This is a genomic window from Gilliamella sp. BG1 (genome assembly GCF_046635625.1).
GTDB classification, from domain to species: Bacteria; Pseudomonadota; Gammaproteobacteria; order Enterobacterales; family Orbaceae; genus Gilliamella; species Gilliamella bombi.
This window is the reverse complement of sequence record NZ_JBIDFG010000003.1, coordinates 59,002-83,939: the sequence shown is the minus strand read 5'-3', so window position 1 is coordinate 83,939 and position 24,938 is coordinate 59,002. Positions and strand designations below refer to the sequence as shown.

At 35.5% G+C, this 24,938-nt stretch carries 23 protein-coding genes, 4 tRNA genes and 1 other RNA gene; 15 read left to right on the top strand and 13 right to left on the bottom strand.

The features are described from left to right. Positions 1 to 16: 16 nt before the first annotated feature. The 10 genes from epmA to ACGH80_RS01980 all read left to right on the top strand — a co-directional run bounded on the left by epmA (position 17) and on the right by ACGH80_RS01980 (position 9,055). Positions 17 to 991: an elongation factor P--(R)-beta-lysine ligase gene (gene epmA / locus ACGH80_RS02025; protein ID WP_238786363.1), complete on the top strand. Its 975-nt coding sequence runs from the start codon at positions 17 to 19 to the stop codon at positions 989 to 991. Between the two features lie 62 nt (positions 992 to 1,053). Continuing rightward, positions 1,054 to 2,346, top strand: coding sequence for a DNA recombination protein RmuC (rmuC, locus tag ACGH80_RS02020; protein WP_363319000.1), 1,293 nt, complete (start codon positions 1,054 to 1,056; stop codon positions 2,344 to 2,346). A gap of 66 nt (positions 2,347 to 2,412) precedes the next feature. Beyond that, a complete protein-coding gene (xseB, locus tag ACGH80_RS02015; protein ID WP_174798012.1) occupies positions 2,413 to 2,658 on the top strand; it encodes an exodeoxyribonuclease VII small subunit in 246 nt (81 codons plus the stop codon). After that, positions 2,642 to 3,520 carry a (2E,6E)-farnesyl diphosphate synthase gene (gene ispA, locus ACGH80_RS02010; RefSeq protein WP_174798011.1) on the top strand — a complete coding sequence of 293 codons (879 nt, stop codon included), beginning with the start codon at positions 2,642 to 2,644 and terminating at the stop codon, positions 3,518 to 3,520. The genes xseB and ispA overlap by 17 nt, the downstream gene beginning before the upstream one ends. Before the next feature lie 27 nt (positions 3,521 to 3,547). Continuing rightward, a complete protein-coding gene (gene dxs, locus ACGH80_RS02005) occupies positions 3,548 to 5,404 on the top strand; it encodes a 1-deoxy-D-xylulose-5-phosphate synthase (protein WP_411630463.1) in 1,857 nt (618 codons plus the stop codon). A 7-nt stretch (positions 5,405 to 5,411) separates the two neighbouring features. Beyond that, positions 5,412 to 5,696 carry a cell division protein ZapA gene (zapA, locus tag ACGH80_RS02000; protein ID WP_065589209.1) on the top strand — a complete coding sequence of 95 codons (285 nt, stop codon included), beginning with the start codon at positions 5,412 to 5,414 and terminating at the stop codon, positions 5,694 to 5,696. A gap of 65 nt (positions 5,697 to 5,761) precedes the next feature. Next, a non-coding RNA gene (ssrS, locus tag ACGH80_RS01995) (6S RNA) lies at positions 5,762 to 5,942 on the top strand. A 29-nt stretch (positions 5,943 to 5,971) separates the two neighbouring features. Beyond that, positions 5,972 to 6,517: a 5-formyltetrahydrofolate cyclo-ligase gene (locus ACGH80_RS01990; RefSeq protein ID WP_411591813.1), complete on the top strand. Its 546-nt coding sequence runs from the start codon at positions 5,972 to 5,974 to the stop codon at positions 6,515 to 6,517. Positions 6,518 to 6,811: 294 nt separating this feature from the next. Then, entirely contained in the window at positions 6,812 to 8,272 is a 1,461-nt protein-coding gene (locus tag ACGH80_RS01985) for a catalase (RefSeq protein WP_296300099.1), read from the top strand. 345 nt (positions 8,273 to 8,617) lie between these two features. Next, positions 8,618 to 9,055 carry a hypothetical protein gene (locus ACGH80_RS01980; protein WP_411630462.1) on the top strand — a complete coding sequence of 146 codons (438 nt, stop codon included), beginning with the start codon at positions 8,618 to 8,620 and terminating at the stop codon, positions 9,053 to 9,055. 325 nt (positions 9,056 to 9,380) lie between these two features. Here the strand turns inward: ACGH80_RS01980 and rlmB are convergent, their stop codons facing one another. The 7 genes from rlmB to ACGH80_RS01945 all read right to left on the bottom strand — a co-directional run bounded on the left by rlmB (position 9,381) and on the right by ACGH80_RS01945 (position 18,441). After that, the gene (gene rlmB / locus ACGH80_RS01975) at positions 9,381 to 10,142 is read right to left on the bottom strand and encodes a 23S rRNA (guanosine(2251)-2'-O)-methyltransferase RlmB (RefSeq protein WP_085164101.1); all 762 of its coding nucleotides are present in this window, start codon (positions 10,140 to 10,142) and stop codon (positions 9,381 to 9,383) included. A 27-nt stretch (positions 10,143 to 10,169) separates the two neighbouring features. Further along, a complete protein-coding gene (gene rnr, locus ACGH80_RS01970; RefSeq protein ID WP_411630461.1) occupies positions 10,170 to 12,629 on the bottom strand; it encodes a ribonuclease R in 2,460 nt (819 codons plus the stop codon). A 422-nt stretch (positions 12,630 to 13,051) separates the two neighbouring features. Then, entirely contained in the window at positions 13,052 to 13,969 is a 918-nt protein-coding gene (locus tag ACGH80_RS01965) for a hypothetical protein (RefSeq protein ID WP_174799470.1), read from the bottom strand. A 946-nt stretch (positions 13,970 to 14,915) separates the two neighbouring features. After that, a tRNA-Gly gene (locus ACGH80_RS01960) sits at positions 14,916 to 14,991 on the bottom strand. 72 nt (positions 14,992 to 15,063) lie between these two features. Next, entirely contained in the window at positions 15,064 to 15,333 is a 270-nt protein-coding gene (locus tag ACGH80_RS01955) for a DUF1145 domain-containing protein (RefSeq protein ID WP_085164689.1), read from the bottom strand. Beyond that, complete coding sequence (rsmD, locus tag ACGH80_RS01950; RefSeq protein ID WP_296318424.1) at positions 15,333 to 15,896, bottom strand: 16S rRNA (guanine(966)-N(2))-methyltransferase RsmD; 564 nt, start codon at positions 15,894 to 15,896, stop codon at positions 15,333 to 15,335. The genes ACGH80_RS01955 and rsmD overlap by 1 nt, the downstream gene beginning before the upstream one ends. A gap of 13 nt (positions 15,897 to 15,909) precedes the next feature. Then, positions 15,910 to 18,441, bottom strand: coding sequence for a penicillin-binding protein 1A (locus ACGH80_RS01945; RefSeq protein WP_370738302.1), 2,532 nt, complete (start codon positions 18,439 to 18,441; stop codon positions 15,910 to 15,912). Positions 18,442 to 18,699: 258 nt separating this feature from the next. Here ACGH80_RS01945 and ACGH80_RS01940 point away from each other — a divergent pair, with 258 nt between their 5' ends. Next, positions 18,700 to 19,104 carry a protein YgfX gene (locus tag ACGH80_RS01940; RefSeq protein ID WP_085164685.1) on the top strand — a complete coding sequence of 135 codons (405 nt, stop codon included), beginning with the start codon at positions 18,700 to 18,702 and terminating at the stop codon, positions 19,102 to 19,104. 47 nt (positions 19,105 to 19,151) lie between these two features. Here the strand turns inward: ACGH80_RS01940 and tusA are convergent, their stop codons facing one another. From tusA to ACGH80_RS01910, 6 genes are all read right to left on the bottom strand, one after another. Continuing rightward, positions 19,152 to 19,388 carry a sulfurtransferase TusA gene (gene tusA, locus ACGH80_RS01935; protein ID WP_065589573.1) on the bottom strand — a complete coding sequence of 79 codons (237 nt, stop codon included), beginning with the start codon at positions 19,386 to 19,388 and terminating at the stop codon, positions 19,152 to 19,154. Between the two features lie 9 nt (positions 19,389 to 19,397). Continuing rightward, positions 19,398 to 20,204: a Cof-type HAD-IIB family hydrolase gene (locus ACGH80_RS01930; RefSeq protein WP_065589572.1), complete on the bottom strand. Its 807-nt coding sequence runs from the start codon at positions 20,202 to 20,204 to the stop codon at positions 19,398 to 19,400. A 108-nt stretch (positions 20,205 to 20,312) separates the two neighbouring features. Then, positions 20,313 to 21,509, bottom strand: a complete 1,197-nt coding sequence (locus ACGH80_RS01925; RefSeq protein ID WP_081296831.1) for a secretin N-terminal domain-containing protein — start codon at positions 21,507 to 21,509, stop codon at positions 20,313 to 20,315. Between the two features lie 133 nt (positions 21,510 to 21,642). Beyond that, positions 21,643 to 22,014 (bottom strand): hypothetical protein, encoded by a 372-nt coding sequence (locus ACGH80_RS01920; RefSeq protein WP_296301415.1) that lies wholly within the window; start codon positions 22,012 to 22,014, stop codon positions 21,643 to 21,645. Between the two features lies 1 nt (position 22,015). Next, entirely contained in the window at positions 22,016 to 22,483 is a 468-nt protein-coding gene (locus tag ACGH80_RS01915; RefSeq protein ID WP_174799472.1) for a hypothetical protein, read from the bottom strand. Next, positions 22,473 to 23,423 carry a PilN domain-containing protein gene (locus ACGH80_RS01910; RefSeq protein ID WP_065589569.1) on the bottom strand — a complete coding sequence of 317 codons (951 nt, stop codon included), beginning with the start codon at positions 23,421 to 23,423 and terminating at the stop codon, positions 22,473 to 22,475. The genes ACGH80_RS01915 and ACGH80_RS01910 overlap by 11 nt, the downstream gene beginning before the upstream one ends. A gap of 203 nt (positions 23,424 to 23,626) precedes the next feature. Here ACGH80_RS01910 and ACGH80_RS01905 point away from each other — a divergent pair. The 4 genes from ACGH80_RS01905 to ACGH80_RS01890 all read left to right on the top strand — a co-directional run bounded on the left by ACGH80_RS01905 (position 23,627) and on the right by ACGH80_RS01890 (position 24,779). Next, positions 23,627 to 23,702, top strand: a tRNA-Val gene (locus tag ACGH80_RS01905). A gap of 35 nt (positions 23,703 to 23,737) precedes the next feature. Next, positions 23,738 to 23,813 (top strand) — tRNA-Val (locus ACGH80_RS01900). Between the two features lie 10 nt (positions 23,814 to 23,823). Further along, a tRNA-Lys gene (locus ACGH80_RS01895) sits at positions 23,824 to 23,899 on the top strand. 274 nt (positions 23,900 to 24,173) lie between these two features. Beyond that, positions 24,174 to 24,779 carry a tetratricopeptide repeat protein gene (locus ACGH80_RS01890; RefSeq protein ID WP_065589568.1) on the top strand — a complete coding sequence of 202 codons (606 nt, stop codon included), beginning with the start codon at positions 24,174 to 24,176 and terminating at the stop codon, positions 24,777 to 24,779. Positions 24,780 to 24,938: the final 159 nt, after the last annotated feature.

Genomic DNA, 24,938 nt, shown 5'->3' with positions numbered 1-24,938 from the left:
ATCCATGGATATTTTTATGACTTGGCAACCTTCTGCACCTATAAATAATTTACTTAAGCGCGCGAAAATTGTTTCTCAAATTCGTCAATTTTTTGCTGATCGCTGTATTTTAGAGGTCGAAACACCTACCTTAAGCCAATATGCAGTAACAGACGTACATTTAAGCTCTTTTCACACTAAATTTTTAAAGCCTGGTGAAATCGATGATCAACAAGGGCGAAACATGTCATTAATTACTAGCCCTGAATATCATATGAAACGCTTACTAGCTGCTGGTAGTGGTCCAATTTATCAAATGTGTAAATGTTTTCGTAATCATGAAGAATTCAGCCGTTATCATAACCCTGAGTTTACCATGTTAGAATGGTATCGCATCCAATTTGATATGATGCAAATGATTAATGAAGTCGATGATCTATTACAAACCATTTTAGATTGTGAACCTGCTGAACGTATTTCTTATCAAAAAGCGTTTCAAAGGCATCTTAATATTGATCCTTTGGAAGCCGATCACGCAACCTTAGTCAATGCAGCAAATCAGCTTGATATCGGACTTAACACAGATAATTATGATAAAGATGGATTGTTACAATGCTTATTCACTTTCGGTGTTGAACCACATATTGGTCAAGACAAGCCTATTGCTGTATTTAACTTTCCAGCATCACAAGCTGCATTAGCCGTTATTAGCCCAGAAGATCATCGTGTAGCTAGCCGTTTTGAGTTCTATTACAAAGGTGTTGAACTTGCTAATGGCTTTAAAGAATTGACTAATGCACAAGAACAACGAATGCGTTTTGAACAAAATAATTTAGATCGTACTAATCAAAATTTACCAGCTCAGAATATTGACATTGAATTACTGGCCGCTATGGAAGCTGGGCTACCAGACTGTGCTGGAGTCGCTGTCGGATTAGACCGTTTAATTATGCTTGCCTTAAATTGCAATAGCTTGAATGATGTGATGTCATTTACTTTTGAAAGGGCTTAATTATGTTCAATGCTTTAGGATTAACCGAATGGATTGCCATTATTATTGGGATTGTTGCCTTAATGTTATTTATATTTGCTATAAAATCTCAATCAACAATTAATAATTTACAGCAACTATTCGATCTACAACTAATTCAAAAAAAGGAAGAAAACCAAACTTTAGTAATTCAAGTAAAACAACTTGAGCATGAATTAGAGCAGTATCGACAACAAAATCTAGCGCAGAATGTTAAAATTAGTGAACTCAAAACGCGTTTAGAAGAAACGTTAAGTGCAACACATGAACGACAAACCATACTAGAACAAAGCGAACAACGGCTTACGACTCAGTTTGAAAACCTAGCCAATCGTATTTTCGAACAGAGTGGCAAAAAGATTGAACAACAAAATAAGCAAAGCCTTGATTTTTTACTTTCACCACTAAAAGAGCAACTAGAAGGTTTTAAAAAACAAGTACAAGACAGTTTTGGACAAGAGGCAAAAGAACGCCACACACTGACGCATGAAATCCGTAACTTGCAACTACTTAATGAACAAATGAGTAAAGAAGCAACCAATCTAACTAATGCGTTAAAAGGTAATAACAAAACCCAAGGGAATTGGGGGGAATTTATTCTAAGTCAAATTCTGGACAATTCAGGATTACGTTCAGGTTATGAGTACGAAACACAAGTTAATCTAACCAACGAGAACAATCAACGATTACAACCTGATGTCATTGTTCACTTACCGCAAGGGGGTGATGTAGTTATTGATTCAAAAGTGGCCTTGGTTGCCTACGAACGCCATTTTAATAGTGATGACGAAAACGTTAAAGCAAAAGCAATGGCCGAACATTTAACGGCTGTGCGTAACCATTTAAAACAACTTAGTCAAAAAGATTATCATAAACTTATTGGCATTAATTCATTAGATTATATTTTGATGTTTATTCCTGTCGAGCCAGCATTTTTAAGTGCAATAGATAATGACCCAACATTAATTAACGATGCGCTGAAAAGTAATATTATGATAGTAAGCCCCACTACTTTATTAGTTGCATTACGAACTATCCATAATTTATGGCGATTTGAATATCAAAATCGTAATGCTGAACTTATTGCCGATAGAGCAAGCAAATTATATGACAAAATGCGTGGCTTTGTTGAAGATATGGAAAATCTGGGAAGTTGTTTAGACAAAGCTCAACAAACCTATCAAAATTCCATGAACAAATTATGTAAAGGTCGTGGCAATGTAATTGGACAAATTGAACGATTTCGTGAAATGGGTATCGAAGTTAAAAAACCGATTAATCCAGATATTACCTTATTATCAATGGATGAATTGAATAATGAAAATGAGAGTAAATAAACAAAACCTAGATTCACGATTATGGGAAATAAGTGTATACTCATCGCACGCAAAGAGGAATTGAATATGGCAAAAAAGCAAGACAAAGAAGTAAGTTTCGAAGAGACACTTAAACAGCTCGAAACCATTGTAGCTCAATTAGAAAACGGCGATCTACCATTAGACGAAGCACTAAATGAGTTTGAAAAAGGGATCAAATTAGCAAAAGCAGGACAAAAACAGTTACAGCAAGCTGAGCAACGCATTCAGATTTTATTATCTGAAAATAGTGACTCCGAACTGTCAGAATTCTCAAATGATGATAATGAATAGTTTAAAGCCATTACAAGAACGAATTGATTCGTTTTTAACCACCTATATTTCACAAATTGAACCATCTCAACTTCAACAAGCAATGAGTTATAGTTTGTTGGCTGGTGGAAAACGAATTCGACCTATTTTAGTCTATTTAACTGGACAAATGTTTAATTGCCCCCTTTCTAAGTTAGATGAAGCCGCTGCTGCGATTGAAGCAATTCATACTTATTCATTAATTCATGATGACTTACCTGCAATGGATAATGATGACTTACGCCGAGGAAAACCAACCTGCCATATCCAATTTGGTGAAGCTCAAGCAATACTTGCTGGTGACGCCTTACAAAGTTTAGCCTTTTCAATACTAGCAAAAAGTAAATTAATCGATGCTGAAACTAAAATTAATATGATAACTGAACTTGCCCATGCCAGTGGCGTTAATGGCATGTGCCTTGGTCAATCACTTGATTTACAGGCCACACATCAATCAATTAGTCTTGAACATTTGCAAAAAATACATTGTTATAAAACAGGAGCATTGATCAAAACGGCAATCCGTTTGGGTGCTTTTGCATGCGGTGAAATAGCTAAACCTTATCAGCTAATGCTCGATCGCTATGCTGAGGCTATTGGGCTAGCATTTCAAATTCAAGACGATATTTTAGATATCATTGGCGAGCAATCTATTATGGGTAAACCACAAGGTTCAGACCTTACTCATGAAAAAAGTACATACCCTGCATTAATTGGGCTAGATAGCGCAGTAAAACTAACCCAGCAACTCTATCAGCAAGCTATCGATAGTCTAAAACAAATACCTTATAATAATCAGCCATTACAGGATCTTGCTGGTTATATTATTAATCGCAATAGTTAATAACTAGCTAAAATACAGCATTACATAATGAATTTAGATAATTACCCTTTGTTAAAACAAATAAACTCGCCTGAGGATCTAAGACGTTTTCCTCAGTCACAGTTATCGTCTATTTGTCACGAGCTTAGACAATATTTACTCGCATGCGTAAGTCAATCAAGTGGTCATTTAGCATCGGGACTAGGTGTTGTTGAATTAACAACAGCCTTGCATTATGTTTATCACACACCTTTTGATAAAATTATTTGGGATGTTGGTCATCAAGCTTACCCTCACAAAATTTTAACTGGTCGACGAGACCAAATGCTCACTATTCGTCAAAAAGGGGGACTTCATCCATTTCCTCATCGTAATGAGAGTAAATATGATGTGCTAACCACAGGTCATTCTTCAACTTCAATTAGTGCAGCACTTGGTATTACAATTAGCGAACAAAAAAAACAATCAGGTAAAAAAGTAGCTGCCATTATTGGTGATGGAGCATTAACTGCTGGTATGGCATTTGAAGCAATGAATCACGCTGGTCATGTTAAGCCAGATATGCTAGTGATTGTCAACGATAATGATATGTCAATTTCTGCAAATACTGGAGCACTTAACCAACATCTAACTCAAATATTATCAAGTAAAGCCTATACATCTTTTAGGGAAAATAGCAAACGAATATTAGCTAATATTCCACCATTAAAAGAACTTGTTAAAAAAACTGAAGAACACTTAAAAGGATTAGTCACACCAGCTATCTTATTTGAAGAACTTGGATTTAATTATATAGGTCCTGTTGATGGACATGATATTAATGGATTGGTCGCAACTTTACAAAAAGTTCGCCAATTAAAGGGTCCACAACTGCTTCATGTAATAACACAAAAAGGCAAAGGCTACGCACCAGCTGAAAAAGATCCGACTTTATGGCATGGCGTACCAAAATTTAATCCAAATGATGGTATATTACCTACTACTCAAAAAGTTGCGCCAACATATTCGCAAGTATTCGGCGATTGGTTATGCGAAATGGCGCAAAATGATAAACGTTTAATGGCAATAACCCCAGCAATGGGGGAAGGTTCAGGTATGACAAAATTTGCAAATAATTATCCTGACCAATTTTTTGATGTTGCAATAGCCGAACAACATGCGGTAACCCTTGCTGCTGGGTTTGCAATTAGTGAATTAAAACCTGTTGTAGCTATTTACTCAACTTTTTTGCAACGCGCTTATGATCAAGTAATTCATGATATTGCTATTCAAAACTTACCTGTATTGTTTGCTATCGATCGTGCAGGAATTGTCGGCGCCGACGGTGAAACTCACCAAGGTGCATTTGACTTAAGTTATCTACGCTGCATACCCAATATGGTCATTATGACACCGAGTGACGAAAACGAATGTCGACAAATGCTCTACACAGGCTATTTACATAATGGTCCTGCAGCAGTACGTTACCCCCGTGGTGAAGGCACTGGAACGCCATTAATCCCATTAACAGCAATTCCTTTGGGACAATCTAAATTGTGCCGGCAAGGTGAAAACATTGCTTTACTAAATTTTGGCGCTTTACTTACCGAAGCTTTACAAGCTGCAGAACAAATCAATGCTACAGTTATCGATATGCGTTTTGTTAAACCATTAGATGAAAAAGTCCTTTTGCACATTAGCCAAACTCATAATATACTTGTCACCATCGAAGAAAACAGTATCAAAGGCGGAGCAGGTAGCGCCGTCTGTGAATATTTATTATCGAAAAAAATAAAATGTGATATTTTAAATATTGGACTCCCTGACAAGTTTATTTCTCAAGGCTCTCAAAGCGAAATAAGGCAAGAAATAGGACTAGATAAAAAACACATTATCGATAAAATTAATCGTTTTATGAATCAATAGGTTAAATATGGAAACTCAAGCTGTCACTATTCAAATTTTTGGACGAACATTAAAATTTAATTGTCCTGTTGATGAAGTCGACGCACTTAACAATGCCGCAAAAGATTTAGATGCGCGCTTAACAAATTTACGAGAAAAGTCTCCACATGTTGGCAGTGATCAACTTATTATGACTGCCGCTCTAAACATTTCTTACGAACTCTCAAAAGAAAAAGAAAAAAGCAGTGAATTTGGCGATCGGTTAAAAATGTTACAACAATTACTCGATTCTGCCCTAAATCCTAATAATTAACTACTTGAATTGTAAATTTAATACAAATAGTATTGTATGATCCGTCAAATTTTGTATTATAGCATACGACTCTGAGATGATCGCCATATGGGTTAGTCCCCTGAGCCGATATTCTAAACTTAAGAACGGAGTGACTTTTAATTGGTGTGTATGCCTTACTTGTAAGGAAACCTAAAAATTAAAACACAATGTTCACCTTGAACCTTGGGTTCAAGGGTTACGACCCTAACGACATCTTGGAGCGCTCTTTTACTTTTAAACAACAGTGAAAACTGATGAATATAAGGCAAATCATTCGTCAAAAACGGCGACAATTATCTCCCGATGAACGTGAGATTGCACAACACGCTATATATCAAAAAATTGCCTGTCACCAAGCGATTAATACTGCAAGAAATATCGCCATATTTTTATCATTTGATGGCGAAGTCGAAACCCAACCTATAATTAACTATTTATGGCAACAAAATAAATCCGTCTATTTACCTGTTATCCACCCTTTTGCAACCAAAAACTTGCTCTTCTTAAAATATACTAGCCAAACTCAACTCATAAAAAATAACTTTGGTATATTAGAACCAAAGTTAAATGTATTAAATGTACTTCCTTACCATCAACTCGACATTGTTTTTACGCCACTAGTTGCTTTTGATCAACGAGGTTATCGTATGGGCATGGGTGGAGGGTTTTATGACCGATTACTAGCAAATTATCAAACTCAACAAATTTTACCAATTGGGCTTGCTTTTGCTTGCCAAAAAGTCCAACATATTGAGAACAAACCCTGGGATATTCGATTGCCCGAAATTATTTACGCTTGAATTTATTGATAACAATTTAAAAAATTGTCAAAATTTTCATAATTATCAAAAAATAAATGATTTAGTGTATTATTCCATTGAGAACCTTAAATTTAGAAATACACAAATTTATAGATATAAATTAGATGTTGTGAGTTTAAATATATTTTAACGTATTGAAAACCCCCAATATCCAGCTTTTTACTATGCACTACCGTCCCATATATATGTTTTAGTAATTTTAAATTCAAAAATTAATTAATTGATTATTTTAATTTACAAAAGCGCTTTAATATACTAGAAAGGAGTGTTGCAATGTCAGAAAAAAAAGAACTAACCACCAATAACGGTGCCCCAATAGCCGATAATCAAAACTCTCGAACTGCTGGCCCTCGTGGTCCAGTATTGCTTGATGATTATCAACTCATTGAAAAACTAGCCCATTTTAACCGTGAAAATATTCCTGAAAGACGTGTACACGCCAAAGGCTCTGGCGCACACGGTACATTTACGGTAACAAATGATATCACTCAATATACTCACGCCAGTATATTTGCTAAGATAGGTAAACAAACCCCTCTTTTTGCAAGGTTTTCAACAGTTGGTGGAGAACGTGGCTCATCGGACACCGCCCGCGACCCTCGTGGATTTTCGGTAAAATTTTACACTGACGAAGGCAACTGGGATATAGTAGGCAATAATACACCTGTATTTTTTATACGTGATGCATTAAAGTTTCCTGACTTTATTCACACTCAAAAACGTGATCCCAAAACCAACTTAAAAGATCCACAAATGATGTGGGATTTTTGGTCTTTATCACCAGAATCACTTCACCAAGTCACTATTTTATTTTCTGATCGTGGTATTCCTGATGGTTATCGTCATATGCACGGCTATGGTAGCCATACTTATAGCTTAATTAATAAAGATGGCGTTCGCACTTGGGTTAAATGGCATTTCAGAACTGAGCAAGGAATAAAAAACATTCATCCTAAAAAAGCAGCAGAAATGGATGGAACTAATCCAGATTCAGCACAAGAAGATTTGTTCAAAGCCATTGAGCGAGGAGATTATCCAAAATGGCGACTTTACATACAAGTAATGACAGAAGAACAAGCTAACAACCATCCTGAAAACCCATTTGATGTTACTAAAGTTTGGTCACAAAAACAGTTCCCATTAATCGAAGTCGGCGTAATGGAACTGAATCGTAATCCAGAAAACTATTTTGCTGAAGTTGAACAAGCAGCATTTGAACCAAGTAATGTAGTGCCAGGAACGGGTTTATCACCAGATAAAATGCTTCAAGGTCGAATTTTTGCTTATGCCGATGCGCACCGCTATCGTATTGGTACTAATTATCAACAATTGCCGATCAATGCTCCAAAATGCCCTGTTCATAATTATCAACGTGATGGTGCAATGCGTTTTTATGCTCCTGATAATGCGCCTAACTATGAGCCTAATAGCGTCGATAGCGCACCAAAACAACAACCACAATATACCGAACCGCCAATGCATGTACCAGCTGGCACAATGGACAGGCACGATCATCGTGTTGATGACGACTATTACTCACAACCACGCGCATTATTTAACTTAATGCAGTCTGATCAAAAACAACTGCTTATTGATAATATCGTTGGCTCTATGAAAAACGTGAATCGAGACATTCAAATCAGACAGCTCAAACACTTCTATAAAGTGCACCCTGACTATGGAACTGGAATTGCCAAAGGATTAGGCATTGATATTAACCTAATAAAAAATTAGCACTAAAAATAACAATGCCGACTAACCTAGTCGGCATTTTAAATTATTAGTTATAACTATCTACTGAAAATACACATCAATAATGACATAGGATTTACAGAAAAGCTTTTTACTCATTGGGCTATACGGTATTTCCATAGCTTATCATTAAATTAGCCAACCACTATCAAAATGGTTATATTAAGCAATATAACTACATACAATAAAAAATATTAAATTTATCCCTATTAAATAATCTATTACAACTAAAAATAATAATGAAAAATTGCTTTTGATGGTTTATATCGTACATATACTGTTTTAGATAAAGCAGTTAAAAAGATTGAACATAAAAAGGACTAACCAATGAAAGCCATTAAACTAGCTGTTATATTATTGTTTAATTGTGTCGGAGGATTGCTAAGTTATCAATGGTGTTATCGCTTTATCAAAAGACAATACCATACACCTGAATATTATTATTTAATGTATTATGGATTGTGTTATTTCTGTTTTATTCTTATTTCAATCTTCATTTTAAACAAAATAAAAAAACCGTCAGGTTTAGTCTTTTGTGGTTTACTTATTGGCATTTTAATTAGCCTTATTTTTATGATTATCCCTCGGTTAATTCAATATCCTTATTTATATCAGCGTTATTTAATCAATTCGATTGGTATTGATTTGCTGATATCAGCATGGATCACGCTTAATTTCATCATATACCCAGCCATTTTATTATGCTGTCATTACACGATTTTTTGGATTGAAAAAATATATAAGAAATGTATTTTCAAGCAATAATAGATGTTTCCCCATAGATAAAATATTAGGCAGTACGCACGAGTATAAATAAAAATAAGATCGCAACTTGTTAAAAAGCATTTAACGATCTAAAAAACAATATTTTTTACTGAAACGTAGGGTTACCTGAAACTTTTTGACAAAATTATACTCATTTGTTTACTTAATTTTTTAAAGACAAATAAAAAATTCATGCTAATAAAAAAGATGCTTACTAATATATTTTTACGATTGTTTTAATTAACCGTATTAAAGTTCAACTAATCTATTGATTTAGTATGAAACTTAATCAGTTAGGTAACCAATACGGTTATAACCATCTAAATTAGGTTCTGATAGCTGATTTTTGCCGAACAATTTCAAATAAACAAACACCAGTTGCAACCGATACATTTAGTGATGACACAATTCCTGCCATTGGAATGCTCACCAATTCATCACAGTGTTCTTTGGTTAAACGACGCATACCTTCACCTTCAGCACCCATTACCAATGCAAGTGCGGTCTGTGTTGATGTTTTATAGAAGTCTGTTTGATAAAGCGTTCTATCAGCTTCTCCAGCGGTGCCCACAATCCAAACTTGGTACTCATCTTGCAGCATTCGCATTGTACGAGCCAAATTGGTCACCCTAACCACAGGCACGCTTTCAGCTGCACCACAAGCAACTTTTTGTGCCGTTGAATTGAGCGGTGCGGAGCGATCCTTTGGTACAATAATAAAATCGACACCAGCAGCATCAGCAGTTCTTATACATGCACCTAAATTATGCGGATCAGTTACACCATCTAAAATTAAAATAACTGGATTTGGCTGTTGTTCCATGAGCAAAGGTATATCATTTTCTTGATAACCTCGATTCGGCGTAACCATGGCTAAAATACCTTGATGTACACCATTTTTAGATTTTTCATCTAACCATTGGCGATTAGCAACTTTAACTGGCAAACCAAGTTGCTCTAATTGACGCACAACGGCAAGAAGGCGTTTATCTTCACGCCCTTTAATAATAAATACTTCAATAATTCTTTCTGGCGAACGTGCTAATAATGCTTCAATGGCGTGCAGGCCATAAACTGTTTCACTCATTTATTTGTTACTCTTTTATTTTATTAACTATTTAGTTTTATTCGTTGATTTAGATTTACTACGTTTTTTACTTTTGGCTTTCACTTCAACTTTAGCACTTGCTTTCATGCTTGATTTAGCGTTCGATTTTGCCTTTTTTGGGGTACTTGATTTAGTACTTGGTTTAGTATTTTGCTTAGTATTTGGCTTCGCGCTACTTTTTTTACTGGTTGATTTTTTGCCTTTTCGTTTTATTGGTAAATCGACAATTTGATCGTTTTTGACTTGTTTGGACTTATCTTTTGCCGTTTTACCCTGACGTTTTGGCTTATTATTACTGCCAACCAATGAAAAATCAATTTTACGTTCTTCTGGATTAACATTATCGACTTTCACTTGCACTTTATCGCCTAAACGATAAGTAAAACGTGTATTTTCACCAACTAGGCGATTGTGCGAGGCATCAAAAAAATAGTAATCATTTTCAAGCGATGACACATGCACTAAACCATCGATAAATAGATCGTCCAACCGCACAAAGAAACCAAAATTAACCACGCTTGAAATAGAGCCGTTAAATACTTCACCTACATGATCTTGCATGTAATCACACTTAAGCCAATCCACCACATCACGTACGGCCTCATCAGCTCGTCGTTCGGTCATTGAACAGTGTTCACCAAAGTAAAGCATTTCATTTGTATCATAACGATACCCCCCTGTTTTACTGGTTTTATGTTTTTCATCAGCTAAAATCCATTTGATAGCACGATGCAAAAGCAAATCAGGATAACGGCGAATTGGCGAAGTAAAATGTGCATACTCCTCAAGTGCCAAACCAAAATGTCCTCGATTTTCTGGATCATAAATAGCTTGTTTCATAGAGCGTAAAATCACGGTTTGCAACATATCATGATCAGGGCGTGTTTCAACCACTTTCATTAATTCAGCAATATCTTTAGGTTTAGGACTTGCACCACCACCAAGTGATAAACCAAGTTCACTTAATACACTGCGCAAGTTACTCATTCGATCTTCATCAGGTCTGTCATGTACACGGAATAATGATGGCACTTGGGCACCAATCACTAATTTTGCCGCTGAAATATTGGCTAAAATCATGCACTCCTCAATGATTTTATGTGCCACGTTACGCTGTGCTAGCTCGACACTTTCAATACGCTTATCAGCATTAAAGATGAATTTAGGCTCTTCTGATTCAAATCCTATTGCACCACGGGTAACCCGTGCTTTATCAAGCACATTATAAAGTCCATAAAGATTTTCAAGATGAGGGACTAATTCATGATAGTGTTCACGAAGTTCTTCATCACCATCTAAAATCTTAGCCACTTTAGTATACGTTAACCGAGCATGCGAGTTCATTACCGCTTCATAAAACTCAAACCCCGTCAACCGTCCACGATTAGACACCGTCATTTCGCAAACTAAACATAAGCGATCAACTTGCGGATTTAACGAACAAAGCCCATTAGATAATGCTTCTGGAAGCATTGGTACAACTCGTGAAGGAAAGTAAACCGATGTACCTCGCAAACAAGCTTCTTTATCTAACGCCTTACCTGGTCTAACATAATAACTAACATCTGCAATAGCCACCCATAACCGATAGCCACCACCACGATTTTTTTGGCAATAAACCGCATCATCAAAATCACGGGCATCTTCACCATCAATTGTTACCAAAGGTAATTGTCGCAAATCTCTTCGCCCTTTTTTAGCGCTTTCTGGCACTTGTTCAGTGAATTTGTTTACCTCTTTTTCAACAGCCTTTGGCAATTCATAAGGGATTTCGTGATTCCGCAGAGCAATATCAATCGCCAAATTAGTCCCCATTATTTCACCGAGCACTTCTTTTATAATGCCAACAGCTTTTTGACGGCGTTCAGGGCGTTGTTGTAACTCAACCACCACCACCGTTCCCATACGAACCGTGCGGCTAGGTTTACCCGCAATTAAAATATCAAAGTTTAAACGGCTATCATCAGGGACAACAAAACCAACACCTTGCTCAATAAAATACCGCCCAACAATTTGATTATTGCGTGGCTCTAAAATTCGCACAACACGAGCTTCCATTTTTCCGCGATATTTAGTTCCCATTGGCTGAGCTAAGATTACATCGCCTTGTAAAACTTTTTTCATTTGCTCCGGTGATAAAAAATAGTCTTCAGGACTTCCTTCAACGCGTAAAAAACCGAATCCATCACGATGCGCAATCACACTGCCTTTAACCATATCAAATTTTTCAGGCAAGGCATAACATTTACGGCGTGTAAAAACTACTTGTCCATCACGCTCCATTGCGCGCAAACGACGATGCAATGCCACTTTTTGCTCTTCATTTTTAATATCAACAGCTTGAGCAATTTTTTCTAAACTAGCAGGCTTTGCTTCTTGTTTAAGGTAATCTAAAATAAGCTCTCGACTGGCAATTGGGGAATCATACTTCTCGGCTTCGCGGTCAAAAAAAGGATCTTTTATCATAAGGAATATCCTGTGACTAATATTAACTGTAGCATAACACAGAGTCGTATAACTTAAAATGAAGATTCAATTTATAACCAAGAATCAAAATCTATAAAATAATTTATAAAAACATAAAAAACATCTAAATCTGCATCAAAATAACGTATTGAGCCTTAATGGCACTGCTAAAGAATCATAATTCAGTAGATAATTGTTTTACAATACTACATAAATCGTATTATGTTGATTTATATTAATGATAATTTTTAAATCAATATTATGAAAATAGTTATAGAGATGTTTGGTTTAGGGCATTTTGTTTTTGCCAAATAAAACGTCCTAAACCTCACTAGGTTAGAATAAGTCATAACTCTCAGTTATTTACACCATAAGCCCCCTTTCGTCTCAAGATCTAAAGATTAAGTACCAAACGCTAAAAGCTAAGGTATGGTGCAAACACCATAGGCGGGTCCATCGCCGAGTATAACATCGCCATCGGACGTGCTGACATGGAGCTTGCTACTAGCTGAGCCGTCACTCGTCATGCTGTTCTCGGAGAAACCTGAATCAGCGTAGATGCCTACCGAACCCCACTCCGTAAAAAATCCAGCGCCTATGTGACGCCTGTAACCATTCCAATCAGACGACGGCATGGCGCTATTTATGCCATTTATACATGGGAAAAAACCCATAGCCCCTCTTACACCACACTTCGCATTGGTTAAATCCCTTACCCTCGGCATGCGGTAACCCAAACTATCACACCATGCTGAATAGTCACTATAATTTCTCCATGTATGCCCCCGACTGACGAACCACTGCCTCAACACAAATCCATATTTTACTACCTCATTATTAGTTTTAATGTCTCTACCCACTAACTCAAACGTCTGCGGTAACTTTGGCTTAGCAATTGGGTTAGGATGAGGATTGTACCATTGATTTCTTGCCTCTGGACCTATTAACTTAACACGGGCGACAACTTGTCCCTTGTCTTCATAAGGAATCCAGTAATCATTAGGTACAACATTTGTCACTGTTGCAGTAATTCCCCCCAAAGTAACGGGTGCCCATGTCAATTCATTTACATCTATTCCTGTTATGAGTAAATCAAAATATAAATTATGCGCACCTGTAGTCGGAAAATTTAGGCTGTATGATTCAGGATTGGTAGATTGAACTAAAAAGCCCTTATTAGGATTCCATATGTCAGCTGGGCCTGCATATCGGTCATCATAAATATTAGATAGATACGGCCTTACATAATTGATAACTGCCGACGGTATTATTATTGCATCACTACGATTACCTGCTCGAACCTTTTTACCATTTGCCTGTACATCCCATGACGATGACAATAGTAACAGTGCTAATACTAGCAAAGCTGTTTTAGGTGATTTGAGCAATAATTTCGATAATAATTTGAGAGATAATTTGGAAAGTATAAATGAGCTTAGTGTAAAAACTCGTCGAATAAGATTATTTGATAAATTTAAGACATAGGTTTGCCAGTGCTGGTGTCTGGTGTCTAAAATGATAATGCATTACGTTTCTCTTGTCAAGTAATATTTTGTTTTATTTGAATTTTTATAATTATTCGCTTATTTAATAAGCTTGTTTTCCTACAGCGATAAAAGTATAACCATTTATAAAATAGTTGGCTAGTTTTTTGGCGGACTTTTTTGTAAAGAAATGTAAAGATAAAACAATTCGACTTTATAGATAGGTTAATTTTATAATTAAAATATGGTGTTAGCTTTATAGCTTTTGAATTTTGTCGGAATAACTGATATTGGTGGTAACGTTTAATTTAAGAATTTTGAGCGTAACATCTTACAACTCACATGAGATACAAAATATGAACTACGGTACCCAACGCTCTCGCTCTTAACCATCGGTATGATTTACTCGAATCATTATGATATTCGCCTTTTTTAAGCCTATTTGCTTTGCTAAAAAGTGCCAAGTTGTTCCTGATAAATTGGCATCCCTAACAAAGCACAAACTCACCAAACAGTCCTATTTGGCGTGCTGCCCTCAGTCTATCAGCAAAGCACTCCGACACAGTTAAAAGATAGGTGGATTGACCTTGCCGTGTTGTGTGTTTTCTCTAAAATATCTCAGGTAGACCATTGATTTTATTGAAGTTTTTTATTTTACTTAATTTAAGTAATTATTAGCTAATTTCTGTTTTTATTACAATGTTTTTGCTGTGTTTTTTGTGCCTTGCACACAACTAATCACTTTCGTTAGTTAACACACTATGGGATATAAATTTACTTTTATACTAAATAGATATTTTATTGGAGCGGGAAACGAGGTTCGAACTCGCGACCCCGACCTTGGCAAGGTCGTGCTCTACCAACTGAGCTATTCCCGCTTATTGAGGTGCTTCGTAAGAAGTGGTGAGCATTATACAAAAATTTTTGTATCTCGCAACCTCTTTTTATTATTATTTTTTGTCTTTCAAACTATCTTTCCAACTAAGTGATTCAAAAACACCAAATAAAAATAACCGTAACACTTTAAATTTGTCTTGTTGTTTTTCTTGTTTGGTCATGGTTGAGTTTAACATCCAAGCTTGTAAGCCATGAGTAACAGTAAAGGCGATTAAGCCAATATTGGCAACAACATTTGCCGGTTTTGGATATGGGTGGATTAAGTTAAATAATAAAAATAACCACATTAATGAGTATAAAGTTTTACCAATAAAGATGAACATTAATTATCTTCTCGTATAAATAGATAGCTGTGAACTTGCCCTGCAATTTTTTCACGATGTAAGCGCCAGTTAGTTGGAATATAAGTTGTTAGATCATGCTGTATTTCTGTTTCAATATAAATATAAGCCAACGGTTTTAGCCAGTTGTTATTTTCAAGTTCGTTAACCGTTTTTGCGACTAATGATTGATGAAATGGCGGATCGATAAATACAATATCAAACTGTTTTACTGCTGGCCTGTTTAGCCATTGTAAAGTATCAGTATGATAAATGTCGATTGCGTTGCTAGCAATAATCTGTTTATTTTTGCTAAGTAGCTGTGCTACTTGTTTATCTTTTTCGAGCAAAGTAACACTTTGGGCTCCTCTGGATGCTGCTTCAAAACCTAATGAGCCACTACCCGAAAAGCAGTCCAAACAATCACTATCATGTATAACTGGCATTAACCAGTTATATAGAGTTTCTTTGATTCGATCGGTGGTTGGGCGTAATCCTTGTTTGTCTAGTACCGACAATTTACGCCCACGCCATTTTCCGCCAATAATTCTTATTGAACCATTCATGCTAAATCCTTTATTAGAATAGTTCTGAAGTATTACCTTCTGAATCTGTTACTTTCGTGCCCACCTCTTGGGTCGCATAAGTCGTTGGTTCGGTACCTTTTATAAAGTACTCTGACATTGTTTTAGATCCAGATTGAGGTAATAGACCTGTTTTTTGATCAATAGTAACAGAAATAACATTTGCAGGTTTTACATCTTCTATTACTGGTACATCTTTTAGGGCAACTTTCATATAATCAACCCATATTGGGTTTGCGGTTACAGCCCCTGCTTCAGCTCGGACAGTTCGCCCCAAGTCACGGCGATGATCATCAAATCCCATCCAAACAGTAGTTACAATATTGCCACCAAATCCAGAAAACCAAACGTCTTTAGATGAGTTAGTTGTCCCAGTTTTACCTCCGACATCTTTTCTACCCAATGCTTTTACACGCCATGCAGTACCTTGCCAATCTGAACCACCAAATACGATGGATCGAAGACCATCTTTCATAATAAATGCAATACCACTATTTACCGTATGCGGTGCGTATTTTGGTGTTACATCAGTGACTTTATTTTCAGTATCAATATCAGGTAAAATTATATTATCATCTGCTTTTAGATTTTCTTGCTCTGGCTCTTCATTACCTAATTCGGTTGATTCATTTTCAACATTATCAAGTGATACTGGTGTGGCCCCTACAATGACGTCATCGTCAGTACAATTGTGACAAGCAATTAAAGGTTGATGCTGATAAATTAGACCTTTACCATCATTTTCCTCAATTTTTTCAATTAAATATGGTGATATTAAATAACCGCCATTAGTGATCACCGAATAAGCTCTTGCCACTTGCAATGGCGTAAATGATGCCGAACCTAAAGCTAACGATTCATTATAAGAAATATTTTCTTTAGGAAATCCAAAACGCTCTAAATAAGTCGCAGCATAATCTATACCAACTGCACGCAATGCTCTTACCATCATTACATTTTTAGACATTCCTAGGCCAATTCTTAAACGTAAAGGTCCTGCATAGGTAGGTGGTGAGTTTTTAGGACGCCATGTAGCACTACCCGCAGAACGAACAATTGGTGCATCATTAAGAAGCGTAGCCATTGTTAAACCTTGCTCTAATGTTGAGGTATAAATAAATGGTTTAATATTCGAGCCTAATTGCCTTAGTGCTTGTGTTGCTCGATTAAATTTACTCAAATTAAAATCATAACCACCAACAATCGCTTTGATTGCACCATTGTCTGAATCAAGTGATACTAGCGCAGCGTTAACAGCTGGAATTTGTGATAATTCCCAATTATCATCAGTTTTTTTGACCCAAATTAACTGTCCTGCCTTGATGGTGTCAGAGACTTTTCTTGGGTAAGCGCCTTGTCTTGTATCGCTAATAAATGGACGCGCCCATTTCATGTTTTGATATGCAATAGTAATATTACTTTTATCAGATAATACCGCTGTTGCTTCTTTATCTGAAGATGTCATGACCACCGCTGGGCATATTCCGCCATAGCACATGTATTTATTAAGAGTTTGCTGGATTTGTTCAGAATTCCATGGTGCTTCGTCTGGTTGCCATAATACTTTTTCAGCACCACGATAACCATGTCTGGTATCATACTCAATAATATGCTTTTGCACTGTTTCTGTTGCAGCTATTTGATCGGTTTTTGAGATAGTTGTATAGACTTTATAGCCATCTGTGTAGGCATTTTCGCCAAATTTGTCGTACATAAATTGACGTGCCATTTCGGCAACATAAGGCGCCGAAAACTCAATTTGTGGTGAGTGGTAGCTAGCGCCTAACGGTTTTTTAATCGCTTCGTCATATTCTGCTTGAGTAATATAGGATTGATCTAGCATTCGTCCTAGTACCCAATTGCGTCTAGTCAATGCTCGTTCTGGATGTGAAATTGGGTTGTAAGCTGATGGTGCATTTGGTAAACCAGCTAATAAAGCCGCTTCATCAACAGTTAACTGTTCAGGTGTTTTACCAAAAAAAGTATAAGATGCAGCAGCAACACCATATGCCCTCGATCCGAAGTTAATCATGTTAAGGTATAGTGCCATGATTTCTTCTTTTGATAACTCTTTTTCCATACGGATAGCCAAAATCATTTCTTTGACTTTACGCGCTATACTTTTTTCAGGTGTTAAGAAAAAGTTCTTAGCGACTTGTTGCGTAATTGTACTGCCACCTTGAGAAAATCCTTTCTGCTTTAAACCAATATACATCGCTCGAGCAATACCAACTGGATCGATGCCAAAATGTTCATAAAAACGAGCATCTTCAGTTGCAATGACCGCATTAATAACTATTGGAGGAATTTCATCATATTTCAGAGGGGTTCTACGCCGTTCACCAAAAATGGCAATTAATTCACCATCTTTGCTTAATACTTGCATTGGTGTTTGAAGTCGAACATCTTTTAATGTAGTGACATCAGGAAGATCCTTTGAATAATGAGCATAACCTGCAATACCAATAATTAAGCCACAAAGAAATAAGCCAATGAATAATTTTAGAATAATTTTTAACACTCTAATTAATATCACAAATCTTTCCTATTCTAAATTTTAAGGCAAAAATAATGGCACGAGAGTTCTCTCTGCGCCAAATTTAGTAACACTATCTTCAGTTCTGGATCTTCACATTGACATTAAAAGAAAAAGTCTATGGTTGATCGCTCGTTTATTAAAACACACAAAAATTATGCGCATTATCTCCCATATTTGTCTTTATTTTAAGTAATTTTTTGCAAAAGAATGAAATAATCCTAATTTAACTAAAGTAAAGAATGAATTATGTGGAGCATAAAACTTAGCATATCAAAGATACAATTACTGATTTCAACTCTTTTTTACTCAGTGTTAATCGCACTTTGTTTAGTTATGTTTGCTAACACATACTTAAATTGTTATACCTTTGTTATTATTCTATTATTAATAATAGAATGGTGGCACAGTCTACGTTATTTCAAAACTATTAAAGACGAATTTGCGCTATTTCACTGTATCAATCAAATATACTGGCACAAACAACGTTGGTACTTAATGCATAGACCGTTGATATTTCGTTATATCATTATTTTAAACTTAAAATCACGACATAATGGCAAACGCTGTACGCTATTATTAATGGTTGATAATCTTCAACCTAATGATTGGCGTACATTACGTTTTTACTTAAAGCAAATCGAATTAAATTGACACAAACACCTACTTTCCTGAAACTTTTTGCCATAAAAATCGTTACACTAATGGGATTTTTTGATCCAATACTGATAAGGTTGAGATTCTATTTGCAATGACAGTAATTGATGATCCATATGGCGGCAAAAGCTAGGTACATCACGAGTAGTTGCAAAATCATCAGCGATCACATAAAGAACTTGTCCTATAGATAGTTCTCGGATCGCTTTTCTAATTAACATAATAGGTTCAGGACAACGCAATCCAAGCGTGTTGAGTTCTTTGTCAATAGTTATATTCATATTTAATAATTATAAAAACAGTTTACTTAGATAATGTGGTACAGCATCTTGAGCGTTAGAGCCAATAACCTCTAACTCAGGCAATAATGATTTTAATTCCGAGCTTCCGTTTTGCATTATACAACCTTTACCTGCGGCTTTTAACATTTCGTAGTCATTCATGCCATCACCAAAAGCGATACTATCTTTTAAACTGTAACCTAATTTTTCTACCACTTTTTTTAGTGCACTACCCTTAGACACATTTTCGGCCATCACTTCAAGGCAATTTAAGGTTGAAAAAGCAATGCTAAGTTTGTCACCAAATTTTGCATCAAGTCGATTCTTTAATTGGACTAAATGCGGGTAAAGTGCATTATCCGTTGTCGTAAAATAAATTTTAGCAACATCGCTAGTGTCAAAATTAAGTGGATTAAATAATTGATAAGTAAAATCTGTGTCTCGAAAGAATTCTAATGAATATGTATCTTCCTTATTAATTAACCAATGATCACCACGATATACATGAGTATAAATTAAAGGATCATCCATACTCATTTTAGCTATTTCACTAGCAAGCGATGGGGAAATACTTTGGCTAAAAACTAGATTACCTTCGCTATCATGCACCCTAGCACCATTTGCTGTTATCATAAAGGCGTCAATTTCCATGTTTTCACGCATTTGAGCGACATCAATGTGGTGTCTGCCAGTTGCAAAAACAAAGTGAATGCCTTTTTTACGTAACGCTTGAAGGACTTGCTTGGTATAAGGTGATAAGCTATGTTCAGGAGTTAATAAAGTACCGTCTAAATCAGAAGCAACAACATGCATAATATTCTCTACTTTTATAATTAATGGTAATAATAATATACTTTAAAACAATATTTACTTATCAAAGCAACTGCTAAAACAAGTTAAAGTATGATACAACTCCGTTAACATTTACTCAACCAATTGCGGTGTAATAAAAATAACCAACTCTCGTTTTTGCTGTTTTTTTCTATTATATTTAAATATATTTCCAATAATGGGCACATCGCCCGCACCAGGTACTTTTTGTTGCCCATTGGTGTTAAGCTGTTGAAAAATACCACCTAAAACTACTGTTTCGCCATTCTTTATTTGAACTTGTGTTTTGATCTCTTGTGTATCAATAGCTATCGCCTCACCACCATCACTACGTTTTATTGAGCGACCAGCCGTATTTTGCGTAATGTATAAGTCTAAAATCATCCTATCATCTGTTAGTACTTTCGGTGTGACCTCTAGCCCTAACACCGCAGGCTTAAATTCAATAGATGTTGCACCATTACTACCACTAGAAACCTCGTAAGGAATTTCAGTACCTTGTTTTATCGACGCCATATTTTGATTGGCTGTTAACAAATTTGGGCTGGCTATAATTTCAAGTTGATTTTCAGATTCGAGCGCTGATAACTCTAAATTAAGTAAATGACCAGATATTTTAGCCAAATTAAAACCTACAGTTGTGGTGGGATAACTAGCTCCAAGCCCCACATCGAACTTATCTAATAATTGCGATGATTTTCCTGAATATCCCCATTTTATACCCAGCTCTGACATGCTCTCCTCATTCATGGTAACAATATGCGCTGAAATATGAACTTGAGGCATTGGTTTATCCAGTGTTTTAACTAATTTTTGGATATTAGCAAATTGTTTAGCTAAATCGGTAATGATAAGCGAATTTGTCCGCTTATCGAGCGTAATCTTGCCCCGTTCTGATAATAATCCTTGTTGTTGAATTGTTTCAATTAAGGTGGCTGGGTCTGCATGATTAACAGCTATAGGCAAAGAATTAAGTGGTTGGTTTAATTCTTTTTCTCTTTGTTCAGATTGCTGTTTTTTCAATAAAACTTCTGGTTCTATCGCTTTAGATACGAACAAAATATTATCGTCAATTTCGGCTTGTAAATTTGCCGAATCTAATATGATCTTTAGCGCTTTGTGCCAATCAACGTTGTTGAGTTTAATGGTTTGCTTAATTGGTATATCTTCGGTCATGACTAAATTCATCTGCTGATTATCGGCTAAAGCTTGTAAGATAATTGCAATGTCGGTTTGGTAGAATGTCATTGAGATATTTTGTTGCGAATCGACATTTACTGATTGCTTCATATTTGCGTAAGTTGTATTTATGATCATTGTTACAAATATAAAAATTATTACAGCTAACAAACTTATTATTGCTTTAATCAATCTGCAAATACATTGTTCTAGCCATTGATGCTTTTGATTCTTACTATTGTTATTATTCATTTAGCGACATTGTCCATGATACAGTACTATGGCAATAATCAGGTAAATCGGCCTGCCACGTTATTTTATCGTTTAATAAAGATTGCAAACGCCAAGGAAACAAAACGTTAGGCACCACATCATCGGTTATTGCTAGCCATTGATTTTCAGATGTTAACCAAATTTGCTGATAATTCTGATCAATTTGATTCATGCTTCCCCTAAAATGCCAAACTTGAATTTGTTCAAGCAGTAACGCCGTTTGCTCACTACAAGAAACTGAGTAATTTTGTTGAAAAGGATCTCGTCCTAAAGACACATCGGCCTTTAGTTCAAAACAGATAACAATTAATAAACTAATAAATTGATAGATATAACGTTTCACTTTATGCCTTTTTAAATAAGAGCGTAAACATGATCTGTAACTGCTGTTCTTGCTTGCTGATTTTTAGATTCTGAAAATCAAGATAATAAAAATCATCCGTTAATGATGAAATTAAAGCCATAAAATCAAAAAATTGCCCTTCTAATTCAATATCCCAATTAACCGTATTGTCAGTTTGATAATGTTTAAAGGAACTTAGTGTTAGATGATTTTGTTCAATAGCCAACGCTAATTCTTTTTCAGATATCAAACTATATAAACTATTTTTACTTGCCTGATAACGCCTTACTTTTGCCTGTAACAATTCAATTTCAGTAATCTTTTGCTGATATAACTCGGCCTTTAGCTCAGCTTGTTGCTGGCCTTCTTTAATAAAAAGTTGATAAACAATAACAAAAAATGCTAAACAACATAAAATACACAATGCGTACTGTTGCCAAACTGGGCGATAGAAAAAATCACTGTTCATTAAGTTCCATTTCCATTTCAAAAAATAAATTATTCTTATTGGTCGATACGGTCTTTATTTGACTTTTAGCGATATTTTTTAGCATTAACAAATTTTGGTTAAAATGAGTAAGTTCGACATAACTAAAGCTTTGCCCTTCTATTGCTACTTTTTTAGGTTCATAATAGAAAGAGTCAAGCCAAATTACTGAAGGTAACTGCGCTGAAAGCAATAATAAGGATTGCTGAATTTGTTTTTGGCTTAATGATGGATTAGGCAAATAATTAACTAATTCTTCAGTTAATTTTTGTACTATCTTTTGCTGGTGTAGTAATTTTTCATCATAAGTTTGTAAATCATTTTTAGCGTGTACCCACAAATAACAGAGCAAACAACTTATTATGCCCATAAATCCAACAACCACGCCTGTCAATTGTCGTTGATGTTTTGTTTGTTTCTCTTGCCGCCAAGGTAAAAAATTAACTTTATTATTTTCAAATCGACAACCTACAAAAGTTAATAGTCGTTGATGCTTTTTAAAAAGATTGATCCAATTTTCAATATAATGACGTTCAACTATCATCACTGTAATTTGTTTTGTATGTTCAGTTGAATAAACAAAATCAAAAAATACACTTTTAGCCGACACTTGGAATAATTTATAAATGTTAGCTTCAACATATAAACTCAATTCATTTAAATTTAGCTTTACATCAGGTAAGGTTAATTGTTGTATTTGAATTAAATTGATATCCAAATTAAGTTCAAATACCGCACGCTCAGAAATTTTTTTTAGTAACTCATCAATAAAAATATCTATATCATTTTCATTTTGATAATTAAATACAATCAGATCTTCGCTAGTGGCTGTTGTAGCATTTCGCTTAACTGAATTTTCAATCCTATAGCGTAAAATTGTAGGTTCGACATAAATAATGACGCTACTTTTATTAAAAATCATGATGGATTATCTTCTTGTTTCTGATAATAGCATCACTTAATCATAATCATCTTTTCCTAAATAAAAACTGACAAAAGCGATTTTTGCGAACTATCACCCAAAAAATGTTTAAAATTAAATCGAACGAAGTAGATTTTAGAGAATTTTAAAAAAAAAGGTTGACTGAAATAAGTCGTGCCTTATAATGCACATCCACACGGTAAGGGTGATTAGCTCAGTTGGGAGAGCACCTCCCTTACAAGGAGGGGGTCACTGGTTCGAACCCGGTATCACCCACCAATCTTTACCGTGATGTTTCAGTAATGAAACACTTGGGGTGATTAGCTCAGTTGGGAGAGCACCTCCCTTACAAGGAGGGGGTCACTGGTTCGAACCCGGTATCACCCACCATCTTTAAGATGGGTCGTTAGCTCAGTCGGTAGAGCAGCGGACTTTTAATCCGTTGGTCGAGCGTTCGAATCGCTCACGACCCACCATTTTATTAAACAATTTCTGAATAAGTCCAATCAATCTAATTAAGTAAAAAAAGCGATGAGAACGATAGCGTTCGACAAATTTTTCTGGAACAAATTTGAACAACACGCAGTGTTGGCCCCGAAGGGGTGAGGCACACGATGTGCCGAATAATTGCTCACGACCCACCATTTCATGACATCAATATTTAATTAATAAACAACTTATTTAATTACGCTATACTAAACAGATAAATACGATAGAATAATTAAGTTATTTAATTTATAAGGAAGTTGTATGCTAAAGTTTTTTGCAAAACTATCATTAGTTTTATGTTTTAGTATTGCTGTTAATGCTGATCAACAAACATTATTTGATTTTAATGAAGAATATCAAAAAGCAACAGAACAAAAAGATGCAGAGGCGCAATACCATGTAGGTCTTATGTACGCTGATGGCTCATATACTAAAAAACGGCAATTTAAAGGTTTCGAATATGGTTTTGATGAGCAATTAAAAGCACAACCTGATTATATTAAAGCAAAAGAGTGGTTTGAAAAGGCTGCCAATCAAGGTCATATCGCAGCTCAACACAGTTTAGCCTTATTGTATTATAATGGACAAGGAACAAAACAAAACTATTCTAAGGGAATTGAGTGGGATACAAAAGCAGCTAAAAAAGGAGATGCCGTTGCTCAATATACATTAGCAACACTCTATTACAATGGTACAGGGGTTAAAAAGAACTATTTTAAAGCTAAACAATGGTTTGCTAAGGCCGCTGAACAAAACTATTCCGATGCTAAAGATCACTTAAATGTTGTAACAAAAAAGGTTAATGCCATTGTAGCCAAACAACAGGCCAAGAAAAAGCAAGCTAGTAATAACGATTGCGGTTGTTAATAATTAATCTGTTACACCAAAATGGAAAAATATCAAAAGATATCTATACATTAAATCATTGCTTTCAATAGACTTATCAAAATAAGCACAAATAGTTTTGCAAACAAGTTAAAAACATTCTTTAATAAGAAATTTGGGCCCAAAATAAAGAGGCAGTTA

Bases quoted from the DNA above. Each gene is read 5' to 3' on its own strand.
- zapA (WP_065589209.1), top strand. From the start codon at position 5,412: ATGGAAACTCAAGCTGTCACTATTCAAATTTTTGGACGAACATTAAAA.
- ACGH80_RS01940 (WP_085164685.1), top strand. From the start codon at position 18,700: ATGTGGAGCATAAAACTTAGCATATCAAAGATACAATTACTGATTTCA.
- ACGH80_RS01915 (WP_174799472.1), bottom strand. From the start codon at position 22,483: ATGAACAGTGATTTTTTCTATCGCCCAGTTTGGCAACAGTACGCATTG.
- tusA (WP_065589573.1), bottom strand. From the start codon at position 19,388: ATGAATATAACTATTGACAAAGAACTCAACACGCTTGGATTGCGTTGT.
- rnr (WP_411630461.1), bottom strand. From the start codon at position 12,629: ATGATAAAAGATCCTTTTTTTGACCGCGAAGCCGAGAAGTATGATTCC.
- ACGH80_RS01985 (WP_296300099.1), top strand. From the start codon at position 6,812: ATGTCAGAAAAAAAAGAACTAACCACCAATAACGGTGCCCCAATAGCC.
- ACGH80_RS01925 (WP_081296831.1), bottom strand. From the start codon at position 21,509: ATGAAGCAATCAGTAAATGTCGATTCGCAACAAAATATCTCAATGACA.
- rsmD (WP_296318424.1), bottom strand. From the start codon at position 15,896: ATGAATGGTTCAATAAGAATTATTGGCGGAAAATGGCGTGGGCGTAAA.
- rmuC (WP_363319000.1), top strand. From the start codon at position 1,054: ATGTTATTTATATTTGCTATAAAATCTCAATCAACAATTAATAATTTA.
- ACGH80_RS01990 (WP_411591813.1), top strand. From the start codon at position 5,972: ATGAATATAAGGCAAATCATTCGTCAAAAACGGCGACAATTATCTCCC.
- ACGH80_RS01955 (WP_085164689.1), bottom strand. From the start codon at position 15,333: ATGTTCATCTTTATTGGTAAAACTTTATACTCATTAATGTGGTTATTT.
- dxs (WP_411630463.1), top strand. From the start codon at position 3,548: ATGAATTTAGATAATTACCCTTTGTTAAAACAAATAAACTCGCCTGAG.
- ACGH80_RS01910 (WP_065589569.1), bottom strand. From the start codon at position 23,423: ATGATTTTTAATAAAAGTAGCGTCATTATTTATGTCGAACCTACAATT.
- ACGH80_RS01890 (WP_065589568.1), top strand. From the start codon at position 24,174: ATGCTAAAGTTTTTTGCAAAACTATCATTAGTTTTATGTTTTAGTATT.
- xseB (WP_174798012.1), top strand. From the start codon at position 2,413: ATGGCAAAAAAGCAAGACAAAGAAGTAAGTTTCGAAGAGACACTTAAA.
- epmA (WP_238786363.1), top strand. From the start codon at position 17: ATGACTTGGCAACCTTCTGCACCTATAAATAATTTACTTAAGCGCGCG.
- ACGH80_RS01980 (WP_411630462.1), top strand. From the start codon at position 8,618: ATGAAAGCCATTAAACTAGCTGTTATATTATTGTTTAATTGTGTCGGA.
- rlmB (WP_085164101.1), bottom strand. From the start codon at position 10,142: ATGAGTGAAACAGTTTATGGCCTGCACGCCATTGAAGCATTATTAGCA.
- ispA (WP_174798011.1), top strand. From the start codon at position 2,642: ATGATGATAATGAATAGTTTAAAGCCATTACAAGAACGAATTGATTCG.